Raw genomic sequence first — 17,311 nt, 5'->3', positions numbered from 1 at the left:
AGCTCCGTCCTAAGATAGAGCTTTCCTCACTTTTTTACAATGTTAAAGCGTTGTCAAGCCACTTGGCCTTCTAAAAAGTCTTGTGCAAAACGCTGTAATACACCGCCCGCTTCATATACAGAAACTTCTTCTTCTGTATCTAAACGGCAAGTCACAGGCACTTCAAGAATCTCTTCTTTACCATCCGCTGTGGCACGTTCAATCACTAAAGTTAAAGTCGAACGCGGCGCAATATTACCAATCACGCTATAAAGCTCTGTACCATCTAGTTTTAAAGTCTTACGGTTTACACCCGGTTTAAACTCAAGTGGTAACACGCCCATACCCACCAAGTTAGTACGGTGAATACGCTCAAAACCTTCTGCCACAATTGCTTCAACACCTGCAAGGCGTACACCTTTTGCAGCCCAGTCACGGCTTGAACCCTGACCGTAGTCAGCACCCGCAATAATGATTAACGGTTGCTTACGGTTCATGTAGGTTTCAATCGCTTCCCACATGCGCATCACTTCGCCTTCTGGCTCTACACGCGCTTTTGAACCCTGCTTAATGGTACCGTCTGAACGGCGAACCATTTCGTTATAAAGTTTCGGGTTGGCAAATGTTGCACGTTGTGCAGTCAAGTGGTCACCACGGTGCGTTGCGTATGAGTTAAAGTCTTCTTCTGGTACGCCCATTTTGTGAAGGTATTCACCCGCAGCCGAGTCCATCAAAATCGCGTTTGAAGGCGACAAGTGGTCGGTGGTGATGTTGTCGCCCAAAATCGCAAGCGGACGCATGTTTGCCAAAGTACGTGGTGCAGCCAACGCCCCTTCCCAATATGGTGGACGGCGGATGTAAGTACTTTGTGGACGCCAGTCGTAAAGTGGGCTTTTCGCTTGTTCAACTTCGCCCAAGTCAAACATTGGAATGTAGACTTTACGGAACTGTTCAGGCTTCACGGCTTCTTTAACTAAGGCATCAATTTCAGCGTCAGATGGCCAAATGTCTTTGAGGTAAATCGGGTTACCTTCTTTGTCATGACCTAACGCATCTTTTTCGATGTCAAAACGGATCGTACCCGCAATTGCATATGCCACAACAAGCGGTGGAGATGCCAAGAATGCTTGTTTTGCATATGGATGGATACGGCCATCGAAGTTACGATTACCAGAGAGTACTGCGGTTGCGTACAAGTCACGGTCAATAATTTCTTGCTGGATAGCTGGATCTAACGCACCCGACATACCGTTACACGTTGTACAAGCGTAAGCCACAATACCAAAACCAAGTTTCTCTAAGTCTTTTAGAACACCTGCTTCTTCAAGGTAAAGTGCAGCCGCTTTTGAACCTGGTGCAAATGATGATTTCACCCACGGTTTACGTGTTAAGCCAAGTTCATTTGCCTTACGTGCCAACAAACCTGCCGCCACGGTGTTACGTGGGTTAGAGGTGTTAGTACACGAAGTAATGGCAGCAATAATAATCGCGCCATCTGGCATTAAGCCATCAGAACGGTTTTCAACTACACCTGCAATGCCTTTTTCTTTAAGGTCCGCAGTTGAAACACGTGCATGTGGGTTTGATGGGCCAGCAATGTTACGTGTTACTGTCGACAGATCAAAACGTAGTACACGAGGGTACTCTGCTTTGGTCATTTCAGATGCCCAAAGGCCGATTTCTTTTGCGTACTGTTCAACCAATGCCACTTGAGCATCTTCACGGCCTGTTAGGCGTAAGTAGTCGATTGTGTTTTGGTCAATGTAGAACATCGCAGCCGTAGCGCCATATTCTGGTGTCATGTTCGAAATGGTTGCACGGTCGCCCACAGACATGCTGTCAGCGCCTTCACCAAAGAACTCAAGGTAAGCACCAACCACACGCTCTTTACGCAAGAATTCAGTTAGAGCCAACACGATATCTGTTGCAGTAATGCCTGCCTGACGTTGACCAACCAATTCAACACCAATAATGTCTGGCAGACGCATCCAAGATGCACGGCCCAACATTACGTTTTCAGCTTCTAAACCACCAACACCCACAGAAATTACGCCCAAAGCGTCTGTATGTGGTGTATGTGAGTCTGTACCGACACATGTGTCTGGGAATGCTACGCCATCACGCGCCTGAATGACCGGAGACATTTTCTCTAGGTTAATCTGGTGCATAATGCCGTTCCCAGCAGGGATCACATCGACATTTTTAAATGCGGTTTTAGTCCACTCAATAAAGTGGAAACGGTCTTCGTTACGACGGTCTTCAACAGCACGGTTTTTTGCAAAAGCGTCTGGGTCAGCACCACCGTATTCCACTGCTAAAGAGTGGTCAACAATCAGTTGTGTTGGCACAACTGGGTTAACTTTAGATGGGTCACCGCCTTTGTCGGCAATCGCATCACGCAAACCTGCAAGGTCAACCAAAGCAGTTTGACCCAAAATATCATGACACACCACACGCGCAGGATACCAAGGAAAGTCCAAGTCCTGACGGCGTTCAATCAACTGCGTTAAATAAGCAGTTAAGTTCTCGGCATCGGCACGGCGTACCAATTGCTCTGCAAGTACTTTAGAGGTGTAAGGCAGTTTTTCGTATGCGCCTGGCTGAATATCTTCAACGGCTTGACGCACGTCGTAATATTCAAGCTGGGTACCTGCCAGCGGTTTACGGTATTTTGTGTTCATTAACCACGCTCCGCCAATGGTTTAAATTCGAGGTTTTCAGGGCCTGTGTAGTTCGCGCTTGGACGAATAATTTTGCCGTCTTGGCGTTGTTCAATTACGTGTGCTGACCAACCTGCTGTACGCGCAATTACGAATAACGGTGTGAACATTGCAGTTGGAACACCCATTAAGTGATAACTCACCGCACTGAACCAGTCGAGGTTCGGGAACATGTTTTTCACTTCTTTCATTACTGCTTCTAAACGCTCAGCGATGAGGTACATTTTGGTGTTCTCTTGCGCTTCTGCTAAGTCATGCGCCACTTTCTTGATCACTTCGTTACGTGGGTCAGAAACTGTATATACAGGGTGACCAAATCCGATTACGACTTCTTTATTTTCAACACGTTTACGGATGTCAGCTTCTGCTTCGTCTGCGTTGTCGTAACGTTGTTGAATCACGAATGCAACTTCGTTTGCACCACCGTGCTTAGGTCCGCGAAGTGCACCAATACCGCCTGTAATTGCCGAGTACATGTCAGAACCTGTACCTGCAACCACGCGTGACGTAAATGTAGATGCGTTGAACTCATGCTCAGCATACAAAATAAGTGATGTATGCATCGCTTGAATCCACTCTTCACATGGTTTTTCGCCATGAAGTAAATGTAAGAAATGCGCTGCAATTGAGTCATCATCTGTTTCAACTTCAATGCGACGACCGTTGTTGCTGAAGTGATACCAATAGAGCAGCATTGAACCCAAGCTTGCCATTAATTTATCAGCAATCTCTTTTGCGCCCGCTTCGTTGTGGTCTTCATGTTCTGGCGTTAAGCAACCTAGTACTGAAACACCAGTACGCATCACGTCCATTGGGTGTGCAGATGGTGGTAATTGCTCAAGTGCAGTTTTAAGTGCTGCCGGTAAGCCACGAAGTGCTTTTAATTTTGCTTTATATGCTTTGAGTTCAGCTTTGTTTGGTAATTTGCCATGTACGAGCAAGTGAGCAACTTCTTCAAACTCGCTACCCGCTGCAAGGTCAAGAATGTCATAGCCACGATAGTGCAAGTCGTTACCACTACGTCCTACGGTACAAAGTGCTGTGTTGCCTGCAACTTGTCCGCTAAGTGCAACTGATTTTTTTGGTTTGAAGCCTGTTGTTGTTTCATTTGAGCTCATAGAATCATCCTTTATATCAACCAGAATTTGTTGTTTGTTCAATTTTTACTTGGATGAAAACGCGACAGCGTCTTGCCGAGTTCTCATCCAATTTTTGGTTTAACCTGCCGTTCGCCTTACTTTTCACGGATGAAAAGTAAGCAAAAATCCTTGTTGGCCTGACGATATATCCCTATATCGCAATCCAACGTAGCGGCATCCATGCCGCCCTCACGATAGCCAAGACCATCGCTTCCCCTTCTTTTAAAAGAGGGCTTATTTATTTCTTTTTAGCAAATGCGTTGTCTAAGTAGTCTTCAAACGCGTAGTAGTTAATGCGTTCATATAACTCTTTACGCGTTTGCATAATATCAACCACGTTCTTTTGTGTACCTTCCTTACGTAAGGTTTCATACACAGTTTCGGCTGCCTTGTTCATGGCACGGAAAGCAGAAAGCGGATAAAGCGCAAGACTTACATCGGCAGATGCCAACTCTTCAGTGGTAAACAGTGGTGTAGAACCAAACTCGGTAATGTTTGCCAAAATTGGTACGCCTGTCTTCTGAGCAAATTGCTTGTACATATCAAGCTCGGTAATTGCTTCAGGGAACAACATGTCTGCACCTGCCTCAATGTAGGCACCCGCACGGTCAATTGCAGCTTGTAAGCCTTCAACCGCTAACGCATCGGTACGCGCCATAATCACGAAGCTGTCATCACCACGCGCATCAACTGCTGCTTTAATACGGTCAACCATTTCTTCTTGAGTCACAATGGCTTTGTTCGGACGGTGACCGCAACGTTTTGCGCCCACTTGGTCTTCAATGTGCATTGCCGCAGCACCAAACTTGATCAGTGATTTTGTAGTACGTGCAATGTTAAATGCAGAAGCACCAAAGCCTGTGTCCGCATCGACCAATAATGGAAGATCACATACATCAGTAATACGGCGTACGTCGGTCAACACATCATCAAGGTTACTGATTCCCAAATCAGGTAAACCTAAAGAACCAGCTGCTACACCACCACCTGATAAGTAAATCGCTTTATAACCTGCACGTTTTGCCAAAAGTGCATGATTGGCATTGATGGTTCCAACCACTTGTAATGGCTTTTCTTGGGCTACGGCATCGCGAAATAGCTGACCTGCGGATTGTTTAGCCATTGTTATGTTCTCCTTGTGCTTGTAGCAGTGTTTGCTCAATAATTTTGTAAGAAGCATTGATATGTCGATGCATGAGCAGCTCGGCAAGTTCACCATCGCCTTCTGCAATTGCATCTAAAATACGGATATGTTCGTCCCAAGCTTTGCTTGGTCGATCGGGTGTGTTTGAAAACTGAATTCGGTACATACGGATGAGATGATAAAGCTCATCACATAGCATTTTTTCTAGGGTTTTATTGCCACTACTTTTGATAATGCAGTAGTGAAAATCGTCCTGCCCTTCTTGCAAGTAATATCCTTTACCTGCTTTAAAATTTTCATCTTCAGCATGCATACGTAATACATCACGTAGCGCCAAAATTTGCTTTTTATCAATATGCTGTGCCGCAAGTTTGCAGGCCAAACCCTCTAAAGACGCTCGAATCTGGTAAAGCTCTTTAAACTGTTGCAGTGAGAGCGAAACCACGCGCGCGCCCACATGTGCAGTACGCTCAACTAAACGTTGCCCTTCAAGGCGATGAATTGCTTCACGCAAAGGCCCACGGCTAATGCCGTAAGTGCGCGCCAGTTCAGGCTCAGAAATTTTGCTACCTGCCGGAATTTGACCTAAAACAATCGCCGTCTGTATTTGCTTAAATACATTCTCGGTCAGTGTTCTTCCCTGACTTTGTAGTGGCTCTGGTGCGAAGGTCAAATCTTGCATATTGTCGACAATTTTTAATCAATTATGAGTTTTATAGCGGGATGAATGAAAAAAATCAAGGTGATTGTTGACACTTTTCAGAACGCATCAGGTCAATTTTTATCGTTCGGCCTGTTACCTCACCTTATATTTAAACCATTAAACCACTTACAAATTAGTCTTTATAAAACATATATTTAATATTATTTTACCTATAGATTTATGATACTTTTTTAGTTGCTTTTCGACCGCTAATCTTTTGTTTCAAACTTTAGTCTACAACCAATGTATTACAGTAAGATTGTAGACAATCTGCTTGAATGAAAGCATGAGTTAGAAATTAGTTTCTATTTACCGTAATTTCTTTTAAATCTTTTTATCATTTTCATCCAGAAAATATCGATATTAGTGAAATTATCAGGTGCTTCACGGTAGCTTTATTGATACATTATTGAGCATCGACATAGTTGTGGCGTATTTTTCGAGACAGAAAAAACCCAGCACTATGCATATTGTTGAATGAAAGGACTTTTTTGATGTTTCAACATATCCCCCCATACGCAGGCGATCCAATTCTCTCTTTAATGGAACAGTTCAATGCTGATACTCGTTCTGAAAAAGTAAACTTGAGTATTGGTCTTTATTATAACGAAGACAGCATTGTTCCTCAGTTAGAAACCATTATCGAGGCGCAAAAGCGTATTGAGCCTAAGAACGGTAAAACCAAACTTTATTTGCCAATGGAAGGCTTCAAACCTTACCGTGAAGCAATTCAAGCACTTTTATTTGGTGCAAACAGCCCAGCAGTTAAAGCTGGCCGTGCTGTAACCATCCAAACGCTTGGTGGTTCAGGTGCATTGAAAGTTGGTGCAGATTTCTTAAAAACTTATTTCCCAAATTCAGACGTTTGGGTAAGCCAACCAACTTGGGATAACCACGTTGCGATTTTCAATGGCGCTGGCATCAAAACTCATTTCTACCCATATTTCGATGCAGAAACGCGTGGTGTAGATTTTGACGGTATGTTGTCTACACTTAAAACTTTGCCTGAGCAAAGCATTGTGTTGTTACACCCATGCTGCCATAACCCAACGGGTGCTGACTTAAACCCAGCGCAATGGGACCAAGTGATTGCAGTATTAAAAGATCGTAACCTTATTCCATTCCTAGACATCGCTTACCAAGGTTTTGGTGACGGTATGGAAGAAGATGCGTATGCAATTCGTGCCTTAGACCAAGCGGGTCTAAACTTCATCGTGAGCAACTCGTTCTCTAAAATCTTCTCTTTATATGGCGAACGCGTTGGCGGCTTAACTTTCGTATGTGACGATGCAGAAGCTGCTCAGTGCACATTCGGTCAGTTAAAAGCGACTGTACGCCGTATTTACTCTAGCCCTCCTACAACAGGTGCTTGGTTAGTTGATGAAGTGTTAAATGACGCTGAACTTAACCAACAATGGCAAGGCGAAGTGAAAGAGATGCGTGAGCGTATTATCAAAATGCGTAGCATCTTGAAAGATGAACTTACTAAAGCGTTACCAGACCGTGACTTTAGCTACCTTGTAAACCAAAAAGGTATGTTCAGCTACACAGGTTTAACTGCTGAACAGGTTGATATCTTGCGTGAAGAATATGCAATCTACTTAGTACGTAGTGGCCGTATTTGTGTAGCAGGTTTAAACATGAACAATGTTTACACTGTTGCTAAAGCAATGGCTGAAGTGCTTGCTAAATCAGTAGAAGCAGCATAAATCATCTATTAAAAAAGGCGCTTCGGCGCCTTTTTTTATGTCTCGATATTAAGATTTAGCCTTACCCCAATATTTCAGTTTTGAGGTATGGCCAATACCCACATTAAAGCTATTGGTTGGGTCGAGTTTTTGATAGAAATTGGCTAATGCAGGTTTGGCAATGTAAAGGTGCCCAACATTATGCTCTGCCGGATATTCAGCACGGCGCGCATCCAGTAATTTCCACATTTGATGTTCCATTTCTAATGGGTCATGCCCCTTTTTAAGAATATAGTCCTGATGGAATACATGACAAAAGAAATGCCCATAATAGAGTTTATGGATGATCTTATTTTCCATCTCGCTAGGCAGTTGCTCTACCCATTCACGGTCATTACGGCGTAACGCAATATCAAGCGCCACAATATCTTCAACTTCACTACGGTGCGTATCACGATAACGAATTGCCGCCCCTGCAATCGCAAAACGGTGTAAGAACGCCTTTCGACCTTCCTCTTCACTACATACAAAATAATTACCTGACTGATGCACAGTAAAATATTCTTTTAAAAACTGCTCTGTCTGTGCTTTCGAATTATTTTCGACACGTAAAACCAAATGGTGCTCATAACGGTCTCGATATTCGGTCATACGATTCGGCAAATGACTCGGTAAAAAGAAGGTAATCGCCTGTAAAATCTGGTCTGTTAAGCCTTTAATTTTAAATTTTTCTAAAAAGCCATCGACTTTGTCTTTCATCGCGAAAGCTTTTGGAACATTGGCTGTACCAAACTTTTCAATAAATAAGAAGGTGTCTTTTCCGTACTTTTCACCAATCAAGTAAGCGTCACGGTGAATATATTCGCCTGCAATCGGTAGGCTGGGCAGAGAGGTCAGTAAGTAACGACGAATGGCCGTTAAATCATCGGCATCATTACTACCAATATAAAAAACACTGCTCTCTACTTTTTCATAGGTATCAAGGCGTACAGCAAACACACAGACTTTACCTGCCGAACCTGATGCTTCAAACAATCGTGACGGGTCTGCATTAAAACGAGCAGGCGTATCTTCATCGACCTGAGTCACATCGTGAGCATAACGATGGTCCGATGCCTGTTTTTCACTGTCATCTAAAATATCAACGGCTTGATATTGCTGCTTCTCTAAACGCGTCAAAATCTCTTCGGGAGTCGAGCCTAAATTTACGCCTAAATGGTTCACCAGCTCCAATTGACCAGCAGCATTGACCTGAGCATATAGCGCCAGTTCAGTATACGCAGGACCACGACGTACCAACGCACCACCAGAGTTATTACACACCCCACCCAGTACCGATGCTCCAATACACGACGAACCAATCACCGAATGCGGTTCACGATTATAGCCTTTTAAAATTTGCTCTAAATTATCTAAGGTTGCACCCGGTAAACAAATGACTTGCTTGCCATCATGGATGACTTGAATACCCTTTAATCGGCGTGTACTCATGACTAAAACAGGACGGTCATAGTCATCGCCATAAGGCGTTGAACCACCAGTGAGTCCTGTATTTGCTGCCTGCATAATGACAATACAATCTGCCTCAATTGCCGCCTGCAACACTTGCCATTGCTCTAGCAAGGTCCCTGGTACAACCACTGCAAGCACTTTCCCCTCACCAAAACGACGACCTTGACGGTACTGACGCGTACTTTGATCATCGGTCAAAACATAAGAACGCCCTACAATATTCTGTAAATGTTCGATCACTGCTTGAGGAGAAAATGTTTGCATGATGGTTTCCTTTTGGTCATCCCTACCACATAGTTTTTTAAAAATCAGAAAAGCTCAAGGGAGTTTTTCCATTTAGAACTAATATTTAAAGTAGCTAATTCCATTACTTTTGTTTTGGCAAAAGTAATCAAAACCATTGTCACTTACAGAACCTATTCGCTATATCCATTTTTCAATTTACATTGCAAAAACAAAATTTTGCTCCTACCACGCAGGCTGTAAGTGACGCTTAGCACTAGCAGCTAATCTCTAGGTGTTAGATTTAATTCAAATTGGCTACACATTGGCGGCAGGGATGCCGCCGTTTCGATGCGGTAGCAAGGACGTACCGTCATCGAAACAAAGGTTTTTGATTACTTTTTTAAAAAAGTAACGTCAATTAGCTACTTACATTAAACCTTTTCGGATAAGACTCCGTCGTGCCAATATCATCAAAGTTAATACGAAAATATTAGAGCTTCATCGCCTGTACTAAACAATCCGCATTAATATCCAAAATCGACTTAGCACCCGTGAGCGTCATCGCAACACGCATTTCCTTATCAATTAAATCAAGTAAGTTCGACACACCTTGCCCACCTGCTGCTGCCAAGGCATACACAAACGCACGGCCAAGTAAAACCGTATCGGCACCGAGCGCCAACATCCGCACCACGTCTAAACCATTACGAATGCCTGAGTCAGCCAAAATCGCTAAATCACCTTTTACCGCATCAGCAATTGCAGGCAATGCACGAGCAGAAGACATCACGCCATCTAACTGACGACCACCATGGTTCGATACCACAATTCCATCTGCACCAAAACGTACAGCATCTTTGGCATCTTCAGGGTCTAAAATGCCTTTAATTACCATTGGGCCATCCCAAAACTCACGAATCCACTCAAGGTCCTTCCATGAAATTGATGGGTCAAAGTTCGATCCTAACCAGCCAATATAGTCTTCAAGCCCAGTTGGTTTACCTAAATATTTAGAGATATTACCCAAGTCATGCGGACGTCCCATTAAGCCGACATTCCACGACCAATGTGGATGGAACATAGACTGCATATAGCGGCGCATCGCAGCATTTGGCCCACTCATACCCGAATGTGCATCACGGTAACGTGCACCCGGCACAGGCATATCTACGGTAAACACCAGTGTTGAACAACCCGCCGCTTTTGCACGCTCCAAAGCATTACGCATAAAACCACGGTCACGTAATACATAAAGCTGAAACCACATTGGGCGGTTAATCGCAGGTGCAACTTCTTCAATCGGACAAACTGAAACCGTTGAAAGCGTAAATGGAATGCCCTTTTTATCGGCAGCCATCGCGGCCTGCACTTCACCACGGCGCGCATACATACCTGTTAAGCCTACAGGTGCCAAGGCAACTGGCATCGACAGCGTTTCATTAAACAGTTTTGTCTCTAAACTCAACGCGGACATGTCATTCAGCACACGTTGACGCAATGCAATTTCTGACAAATCTTGTACGTTACGCTTTAAGGTATATTCCGAATACGCTCCACCATCGATGTAGTGAAATAAAAATGGAGGTAAGCGACGTTGTGCCGCAGCACGATAATCATTGCCAGAAGATATAATCATTTTGAATCAACTCTATTTAAACGATTTGCACGTTTCTGGCGAGCTTCATCTTCATCCAGAGAACGCACATGATTAATCACAAATTCAATATGACCGCAGACAGCTTGGCGTGCGGCCTCGGGATCTTTACGATCAATAGCATCCATCACCTGAAAATGCTGCTCGCTGAGCAAGTCACCATTGACAGGGTCGTTATAAACTTTCTTACGCCCTAACAAGACGTTGTATTGCAGCAAATCAAACAAGCTACGCATCATTTGAATCAGCACCACATTGTGAGATGCTTCGGCAATTGCTAAGTGGAATTCAGCATCTGCCACCGCGGCCTGTGCTGAGTCACCCGCATTTTGGTGACGGCTAATTTCATTAAAATAATGATGAATTTTGGCTCGATCTTCAGGCGTTGAACGTAATGCGGCATACCAAGCAGTGCCACCTTCAAGTAATAACCGCGCCTCTTGCACATCAAAACGGTATAACGGATCTTCTTCAATCAGGTTGCTAATTGGGTTCACAATGAGTTGCTGTGGCCACTGTTCAGGTAACTGCTGAATATAAGTCCCATCGCCACGGCGGCTAATCAGTACACCTTGACTATTGAGCTGTTGAATGGCTTCACGCAAAGACGGACGAGAAACTCCCAAGCTAGTTGCAAGCTGGCGTTCGGCAGGCAAACGGTCACCTTTTTTCATGTGACGCTCTTCAATTAATGCCTGCAATTTCATGACCACTTGATCGGAGATTCTCATCGCGTTTCCTTCACTGGAGTTATGGAATCATCCACGGAACCAGATAAGCCTGAACCGTAATAATGATGCCAACAAAGACAGTGAATATGATGCTATGTTTTACGGTGAAACGGAACAAGTCAGACTCTTTTCCAACTAAGCCTACTGCGGCACAAGCAATCGCAATCGACTGCGGAGAAATCATCTTACCAGTCACACCACCGCTGGTATTCGCAGCAACCAATAACACTTCCGGAATACCAATTTGCTGTGCTGTAGTTGCCTGTAGTGCCGAGAACAAGGCATTTGAAGAGGTGTCTGAACCTGTAAGGAACACACCAAGCCAACCCAAAAATGGCGAGAAGAAAGTAAACGCATGACCTGTATGCGATAAAGCTAAAGCCAAAGTAGCAGATAAACCTGAATAGTTCGCAATAAAAGCAAATGCCAACACCATACCAATTGAATAAATCGGTGTTTTCAACTCATTGAGTGTTTCACCAAAGGTTGTTACTGCCTCACTTGCTTTCATTTTTAAGAAAATAGCGGTGATGATTGCAGCAATAAAAATTGCCGTACCTGTTGCAGAGAACCAGTCAAACTTATAAATCGCCTCGTATGGTTTCATCTCTGCCACAATCGGCGGCATTTTTTCGACCAATTTATGCAAGTACGGCACTTCAAGTTTAAAAATCCAGTGTTCAAGAGCACCATCTTTTGCAAATAATGCTTTAAATGGCTTAACACTCCAGATGGTTACCATGACCGTTAAAATAGCAAATGGAGACCACGCCTTAGCAATTTTCCCAATACTGTAACGTTGAACCGTAGTAGGTTGCTGAGTCAACGTCTGACCCGCTTCAGGTCCAAAACGGAAAATATGTTTTGGTTGCCAAACGCGGAACAGCAAAGTTAAGCTCACCAATGACGCAATTGCAGCGGTAATGTCTGGTAATTCAGGGCCAATAAAGTTAGATGTAAGATATTGGGCAATCGCAAACGAACCACCACCAACGACTACCGCAGGCCAAGTTTCTTTAACACCACGCCAGCCATCCATAATCGCCATAATCCAGAACAGCACAATCAGCGTTAAAAACGGCAACTGACGCCCCACCATCTGGCTAATTTCCATAGTGTCTACACCCGACACCTGCCCAGCCACAATAATTGGAATACCCATTGCACCGAACGCAACTGGTGCTGTATTTACGATCAAACATAAACCAGCAGCATAAAGTGGTTTAAAGCCTAAACCGACAAGTAGTGCAGCGGTAATTGCAACAGGAGCACCAAAGCCCGCCGCCCCCTCAAGGAAAGTACCAAATGCAAAACCAACCAGTAACATTTGCAGACGTTGATCTTCAGTAATCGACAAAATACTTGAACGGATAACTTCAAACTGGCCTGTTTTTACCGAAATCTTGTATAGAAACACTGCCCCGATAATGATCCACGAAATTGGCCATAGACCATAGAAGAAACCATAGATAATGGATGCGAAGGCCATTTGGCCCGGCATTTGATAGAAAAAGAGAGCAATCAATAATGCAATAATAACTGTGCCCGTACCCGCGATACTGCCTTTTAAACGAAAAACAGCCAATGCCAAAAAGAAGAAAATAATCGGGATTAACGCAACCGCACTGGACAGCCAAATATTATTTAAAGGGTCATAAAGTTGTTGCCACATATTGAGCATTGTCATCTCCTTGAAATGCCGGGGCGAATTTTTTTACCTTAAACTTTTAAACATTCAACACAGTTGGTATGACCAATTAAAATTTAAGTGCAAATGTTATTCCTTAAACCGCAGATCGCATCATAAACACAGATATTGGCAAGATCAACAATTAAATAATCACCATAATTGGTATGACCAATACTATTAAGTAAAATCAAGTAATTTCTAATTTATAAATTTATTTATTAGACTAAAGTCGTAAAAATACTTTCTTATAAACTTAAATATTAACTACAGAAATGGAATGAAAAATTTGAATATAAAACTATAAACATACCTGATTCATGATCTATGTATAATGTGCACACAACTCAAACCACATGTATTGAATTGAATAATGACTACTTTAACGTGTTTTAAAGCTTATGATATCCGAGGCAAACTCGGCACCGAATTGAATGAAGAAATCGCCTATAAAATTGGCCGCGCTTACGGACAAATCTATAAACCAAAGACTGTGGTTGTAGGATGTGATATTCGTCTAAGCAGTGAAGCCTTAAAACAAGCGACCATCCGCGGGTTAAATGATGCGGGAGTGGACGTTCTTGATTTGGGCATGACGGGGACTGAAGAAGTTTACTTTGCTGCTTTCCATCTCGATGTACAAGGTGGTATAGAAGTTACTGCAAGTCATAATCCAATGGACTATAACGGTATGAAATTGGTTCGCGAAAATGCTCGTCCAATTAGTGCCGATACTGGTTTAAAAGAAATTCAGGCTTTAGCAGAAACTAATAACTTTGAAGAAGTTAGCCAAAAAGGTACAACGCAAAGCTATAACATTTTGCCTGAGTTCGTTGATCACTTAATTACTTATATTGAACCTGCAAAAATCCGTCCATTAAAGTTAGTAGTAAACGCAGGTAATGGTGCAGCTGGTCATGTGATTGATGCCATTGAAGAAAAATTTAAAGCGCTTAATGTACCAGTTGAATTTATTAAAATTCACCATGAAGCAGATGGTACTTTCCCAAATGGCATCCCTAACCCAATTTTAATTGAAAACCGTGACAGTACCCGAAATGCTGTTCTTGAGCATAAAGCAGATATGGGTATTGCATGGGACGGCGACTTTGACCGCTGTTTCTTGTTCGATGAAAAAGGTCAATTCATTGAGGGCTACTATATTGTGGGTCTATTGGCTCAAGCTTTCTTGATTAAACAGTCAGGCGAAAAAATTGTGCATGACCCACGTTTAGTGTGGAACACGTTTGATATCGTCGACGAATATAAAGGTGTTGCTGTACAGTCAAAATCTGGTCACGCGTTCATTAAAGACGTTATGCGTGAACACAATGCCGTATATGGCGGGGAAATGAGTGCTCATCACTATTTCCGTGACTTTGCTTACTGTGACAGCGGTATGATTCCGTGGTTACTTACTGTTGCCCTGCTTTCTGAAACAGGGCAATCACTTTCAACACTCGTTGAAAATATGATTACCAAGTTTCCTTGTAGTGGTGAAATCAACTTTAAAGTAACTGATACACAAATCACTATTCAAAAGATTTTTGATTTCTATGCTGCTCAAAACCCGGAAATTGACCGTACCGATGGTGTAAGCCTCGACTTTGGTGCGTGGCGTTTTAATGTCCGTGCTTCAAACACCGAGCCTTTACTACGTCTTAATATTGAAAGCCGTGCAGACCGCCAAGCTCAGCCAATGCAACATTATGTAGATGAATTGACTGGATTAATTCAGTCTTAATAGAGTTCATCTCAAAGAGATGGGACATTATTGTTCCATCTCCTTTTGGTTATTCTGCATAATTTTATAAGTATGATTATGTCCATCTAATACATCCTTATTTAGATTTTCATAACCTTTTAACAGCGCTTTCTTATCAAAATTACACGTTGGATTTTCATTGATAAATTTTTGGTGAATGGCACTATAACAACTCGAGACATCATCAACAAATTGATAGTAATCAGATAAAGGTAACCCTGCTAACTTTAATAGTTTTGGAGCAACGAAACTTGCGGCAATATAAGGTTGCTTCAAAGGCTTCTTATCTAATTTATAATTGCTCCACACTACAAACGGTGTCTGGTAATTTTTTAAGTTAGTTCGCTCAGGATCATCTTTAAAAAATCCATAACTCTCATAAACCTCCTGTAGATTTGGCAAATGATCACCAAAAGCAATTAAAATTGTTGGTCGATCTACTGTCTTTAAATATTCAGCGAGCTCTTTTAACTTTTGGTTAGCACGCGCAGTTCCAGCAGTATAAGTACTTAACTTTTGCTTTTCAGTCTCAGACAGCTCTTTGTTAAATTTATAATTTTGCTTACCAAAACGATCATCGTTATACATAGGATGATTTTCAACAGTAATCGCATAAATAAACTTTGGCTGTTGCTCGTTCTCTTCTAAAGTGGACTTAATCGAATCAAAAATAAGATCATCTGTAGCCCATCCTCCCAAATTAAAGACTGTAGAGCGATCTTTTTGGGCAATCATATTTTCAAGCGATATAAATTTATCAAACCCTAGGTCTGGATATACCTTATTACGATTATAATAATAACTGTAGTTATTATGCATTGCGACAGTCTGATAACCAATTGAATTTAAATAATAAGGTAGAGCATAAATTGGCTTTTTCAACTTAGAAACATATAACAATTCATTTGGGAAAAAAGTTGTGTTGAGGCTGGTAAGTACTTCAAATTCGACATTTGCAGTACCTCCACCAAAAGAAGGAGACAATAAATTAGACACTTGATTTTGATGAATAAAAGATAGTAAATCTTTTGGTAAACCACTATCTAAATGATGAGAATCCCAAAAAGATTCTTCCATCACGATAACAATGTTCGGATATTCCTTTTCATCCTCATCTAAAGATTGATCCAAATGATGCTGCTGCAAAATTTGTAGCATGTCTTGCTCAGATACTTTACGGTTAGGTAATAATACACTCGTTACATTATCTAATACCTTAGATATGTAAAACGTCACAAAACCATAATCTTGAATTTTCCGATAGTCCCCAATCCAGTCATTTCTGGTATTTGGAAACTCTTGTAAACTGGCGCAAATCATGGGTTTATTTTCAGAGAAACAAGCCCCAGTAGGATTTTTAATAAAATTTAAATAAATTAAGCCACTACCCAGCAATCCAAAAATAACGATATTGGGAACATAGGTATGAAAAGTCACTTTACTTTCTTTACGTATAGCAATCAGAAGTACAATAAGGAAGAAAATAATGAGCGTGAAAAAAATAAGTTGTAAGTGCCAAGGGGTGGCTTTCATTGCCTCAGGAAGTAAAAAAATATCTTCAGGGCTTAAATTACTAAATAAATATTGTTGCTTCTTTTTATTAATGAAATTTAAAAATATAACGAATAATTGGCTTAAAAAGAGTGCAGTATATTTACGACCTAAGACAATAAAAAAAAGTTGAATTACCGCATAATTAAAGAGAATTGAAAAAATAGCCTTTTCTGAAATCAAATAGCTATAAAACTTATGCCATGTCAGATTCAGATCCCATGCAACATATACACCTATACAGGTAGACAAAAAAGCAATAAAGATAAATAACAGTTGTTGGCGCAGAAAAACCATGACGACAAAAAGAGGCTAACAGGAGATTGTGGCGAATACTAGCATGAAAGTAGTCACTACAACTGTAGCCTCTTTTTAGAAAAGAGCTTTATCTCAATTCAATAAAGATAGGTAACTGATATTTAGAAAAATTAAATAATCAATTTTTATATCCTGTCGGATTTTGTTTTTGCCAATTCCAACTATCTTTTAACATATCTTCTAAACCATATTGCGGTTTCCAACCCAGCTCAGCAACAGCACGCGCATTATCGGCAAAAGAAGTGGCTACATCACCCGCTCGACGTGGTGAAAATTCAAAAGCTACAGCTACACCATTCACCTGTTCAAAGGTATTTTTAACTTGTAATACCGATGACCCATTCCCTGTGCCAATATTCCATGCACGGCAACCTTGCGCTTTTAAACGGTTATTGAGAGCGCATAAATGCGCATTCGCTAAGTCAACAACATGGATATAATCACGTACACCTGTCCCATCTACTGTGTCATAGTCATTGCCATAAATAGATAATT

The 17,311-nt window shown here is 41.9% G+C and carries 13 protein-coding genes; 3 read left to right on the top strand and 10 right to left on the bottom strand.

Going from position 1 to position 17,311, the window contains the following annotated elements; all coding sequences use genetic code 11:
- Positions 1-53: 53 nt before the first annotated feature.
- The 4 genes from acnD to J582_RS19025 form a co-directional block, all read right to left on the bottom strand.
- Positions 54-2,660 carry a Fe/S-dependent 2-methylisocitrate dehydratase AcnD gene (gene acnD, locus J582_RS19040; RefSeq protein WP_032048174.1) on the bottom strand — a complete coding sequence of 869 codons (2,607 nt, stop codon included), beginning with the start codon at positions 2,658-2,660 and terminating at the stop codon, positions 54-56.
- The gene (gene prpC, locus J582_RS19035; RefSeq protein ID WP_032048175.1) at positions 2,660-3,817 is read right to left on the bottom strand and encodes a 2-methylcitrate synthase; all 1,158 of its coding nucleotides are present in this window, start codon (positions 3,815-3,817) and stop codon (positions 2,660-2,662) included. Before prpC ends, acnD begins: the two co-directional genes overlap by 1 nt.
- A 259-nt stretch (positions 3,818-4,076) precedes the next feature.
- Positions 4,077-4,961, bottom strand: a complete 885-nt coding sequence (gene prpB, locus J582_RS19030) for a methylisocitrate lyase (RefSeq protein WP_001118924.1) — start codon at positions 4,959-4,961, stop codon at positions 4,077-4,079.
- Entirely contained in the window at positions 4,954-5,664 is a 711-nt protein-coding gene (locus J582_RS19025) for a GntR family transcriptional regulator (RefSeq protein WP_001153627.1), read from the bottom strand. The genes prpB and J582_RS19025 overlap by 8 nt, the downstream gene beginning before the upstream one ends.
- Positions 5,665-5,709: 45 nt before the next feature.
- Here J582_RS19025 and J582_RS26170 point away from each other — a divergent pair, with 45 nt between their 5' ends.
- Together J582_RS26170 and J582_RS19020 are read left to right on the top strand one after the other, a co-directional pair.
- Positions 5,710-5,844 carry a hypothetical protein gene (locus J582_RS26170; protein WP_081405538.1) on the top strand — a complete coding sequence of 45 codons (135 nt, stop codon included), beginning with the start codon at positions 5,710-5,712 and terminating at the stop codon, positions 5,842-5,844.
- Positions 5,845-6,179: 335 nt separating this feature from the next.
- The gene (locus J582_RS19020; RefSeq protein WP_000486246.1) at positions 6,180-7,394 is read left to right on the top strand and encodes an aromatic amino acid transaminase; all 1,215 of its coding nucleotides are present in this window, start codon (positions 6,180-6,182) and stop codon (positions 7,392-7,394) included.
- A 48-nt stretch (positions 7,395-7,442) separates the two neighbouring features.
- Here the strand turns inward: J582_RS19020 and dld are convergent, their stop codons facing one another.
- The 4 genes from dld to lldP all read right to left on the bottom strand — a co-directional run bounded on the left by dld (position 7,443) and on the right by lldP (position 13,182).
- Entirely contained in the window at positions 7,443-9,149 is a 1,707-nt protein-coding gene (gene dld / locus J582_RS19015) for a D-lactate dehydrogenase (RefSeq protein WP_032048176.1), read from the bottom strand.
- Positions 9,150-9,600: 451 nt separating this feature from the next.
- Complete coding sequence (gene lldD, locus J582_RS19010; protein WP_031996596.1) at positions 9,601-10,746, bottom strand: FMN-dependent L-lactate dehydrogenase LldD; 1,146 nt, start codon at positions 10,744-10,746, stop codon at positions 9,601-9,603.
- Positions 10,743-11,495 carry a transcriptional regulator LldR gene (lldR, locus tag J582_RS19005; RefSeq protein ID WP_004711163.1) on the bottom strand — a complete coding sequence of 251 codons (753 nt, stop codon included), beginning with the start codon at positions 11,493-11,495 and terminating at the stop codon, positions 10,743-10,745. The genes lldD and lldR overlap by 4 nt, the downstream gene beginning before the upstream one ends.
- Before the next feature lie 19 nt (positions 11,496-11,514).
- Positions 11,515-13,182, bottom strand: a complete 1,668-nt coding sequence (gene lldP, locus J582_RS19000; protein ID WP_171073049.1) for an L-lactate permease — start codon at positions 13,180-13,182, stop codon at positions 11,515-11,517.
- Between the two features lie 373 nt (positions 13,183-13,555).
- Between lldP and J582_RS18995 the strand changes: the two genes are divergently transcribed.
- Complete coding sequence (locus tag J582_RS18995; RefSeq protein ID WP_032048178.1) at positions 13,556-14,926, top strand: phosphomannomutase/phosphoglucomutase; 1,371 nt, start codon at positions 13,556-13,558, stop codon at positions 14,924-14,926.
- 27 nt (positions 14,927-14,953) lie between these two features.
- Here the strand turns inward: J582_RS18995 and J582_RS18990 are convergent, their stop codons facing one another.
- Both J582_RS18990 and J582_RS18985 read right to left on the bottom strand, forming a co-directional pair.
- On the bottom strand, positions 14,954-16,795 hold the full coding sequence (locus J582_RS18990) for an LTA synthase family protein (protein WP_032048179.1): 1,842 nt from the start codon (positions 16,793-16,795) through the stop codon (positions 14,954-14,956).
- 139 nt (positions 16,796-16,934) lie between these two features.
- Positions 16,935-17,311, bottom strand: a 377-nt coding sequence (locus tag J582_RS18985; RefSeq protein ID WP_032048410.1) for a GDP-mannose 4,6-dehydratase, incomplete at its 5' end; no start/stop codon positions are given.

Source organism: Acinetobacter sp. 1566109 (genome assembly GCF_000582255.1).
In the GTDB taxonomy this organism is placed as follows: Bacteria; Pseudomonadota; Gammaproteobacteria; order Pseudomonadales; family Moraxellaceae; genus Acinetobacter; species Acinetobacter nosocomialis.
The sequence above is the reverse complement of the archived record's forward strand: the minus strand, read 5'-3'. Positions and strand labels throughout refer to the sequence as shown.

Excerpts from the sequence above, each read along its gene's own strand:
- J582_RS18995 (WP_032048178.1), top strand. The coding sequence starts at position 13,556 with ATGACTACTTTAACGTGTTTTAAAGCTTATGATATCCGAGGCAAACTC.
- J582_RS26170 (WP_081405538.1), top strand. The coding sequence starts at position 5,710 with ATGAAAAAAATCAAGGTGATTGTTGACACTTTTCAGAACGCATCAGGT.
- lldR (WP_004711163.1), bottom strand. The coding sequence starts at position 11,495 with ATGAGAATCTCCGATCAAGTGGTCATGAAATTGCAGGCATTAATTGAA.
- J582_RS19020 (WP_000486246.1), top strand. The coding sequence starts at position 6,180 with ATGTTTCAACATATCCCCCCATACGCAGGCGATCCAATTCTCTCTTTA.
- lldP (WP_171073049.1), bottom strand. The coding sequence starts at position 13,182 with ATGACAATGCTCAATATGTGGCAACAACTTTATGACCCTTTAAATAAT.
- lldD (WP_031996596.1), bottom strand. The coding sequence starts at position 10,746 with ATGATTATATCTTCTGGCAATGATTATCGTGCTGCGGCACAACGTCGC.
- acnD (WP_032048174.1), bottom strand. The coding sequence starts at position 2,660 with ATGAACACAAAATACCGTAAACCGCTGGCAGGTACCCAGCTTGAATAT.
- prpC (WP_032048175.1), bottom strand. The coding sequence starts at position 3,817 with ATGAGCTCAAATGAAACAACAACAGGCTTCAAACCAAAAAAATCAGTT.
- J582_RS19025 (WP_001153627.1), bottom strand. The coding sequence starts at position 5,664 with ATGCAAGATTTGACCTTCGCACCAGAGCCACTACAAAGTCAGGGAAGA.
- prpB (WP_001118924.1), bottom strand. The coding sequence starts at position 4,961 with ATGGCTAAACAATCCGCAGGTCAGCTATTTCGCGATGCCGTAGCCCAA.
- J582_RS18990 (WP_032048179.1), bottom strand. The coding sequence starts at position 16,795 with ATGGTTTTTCTGCGCCAACAACTGTTATTTATCTTTATTGCTTTTTTG.
- dld (WP_032048176.1), bottom strand. The coding sequence starts at position 9,149 with ATGCAAACATTTTCTCCTCAAGCAGTGATCGAACATTTACAGAATATT.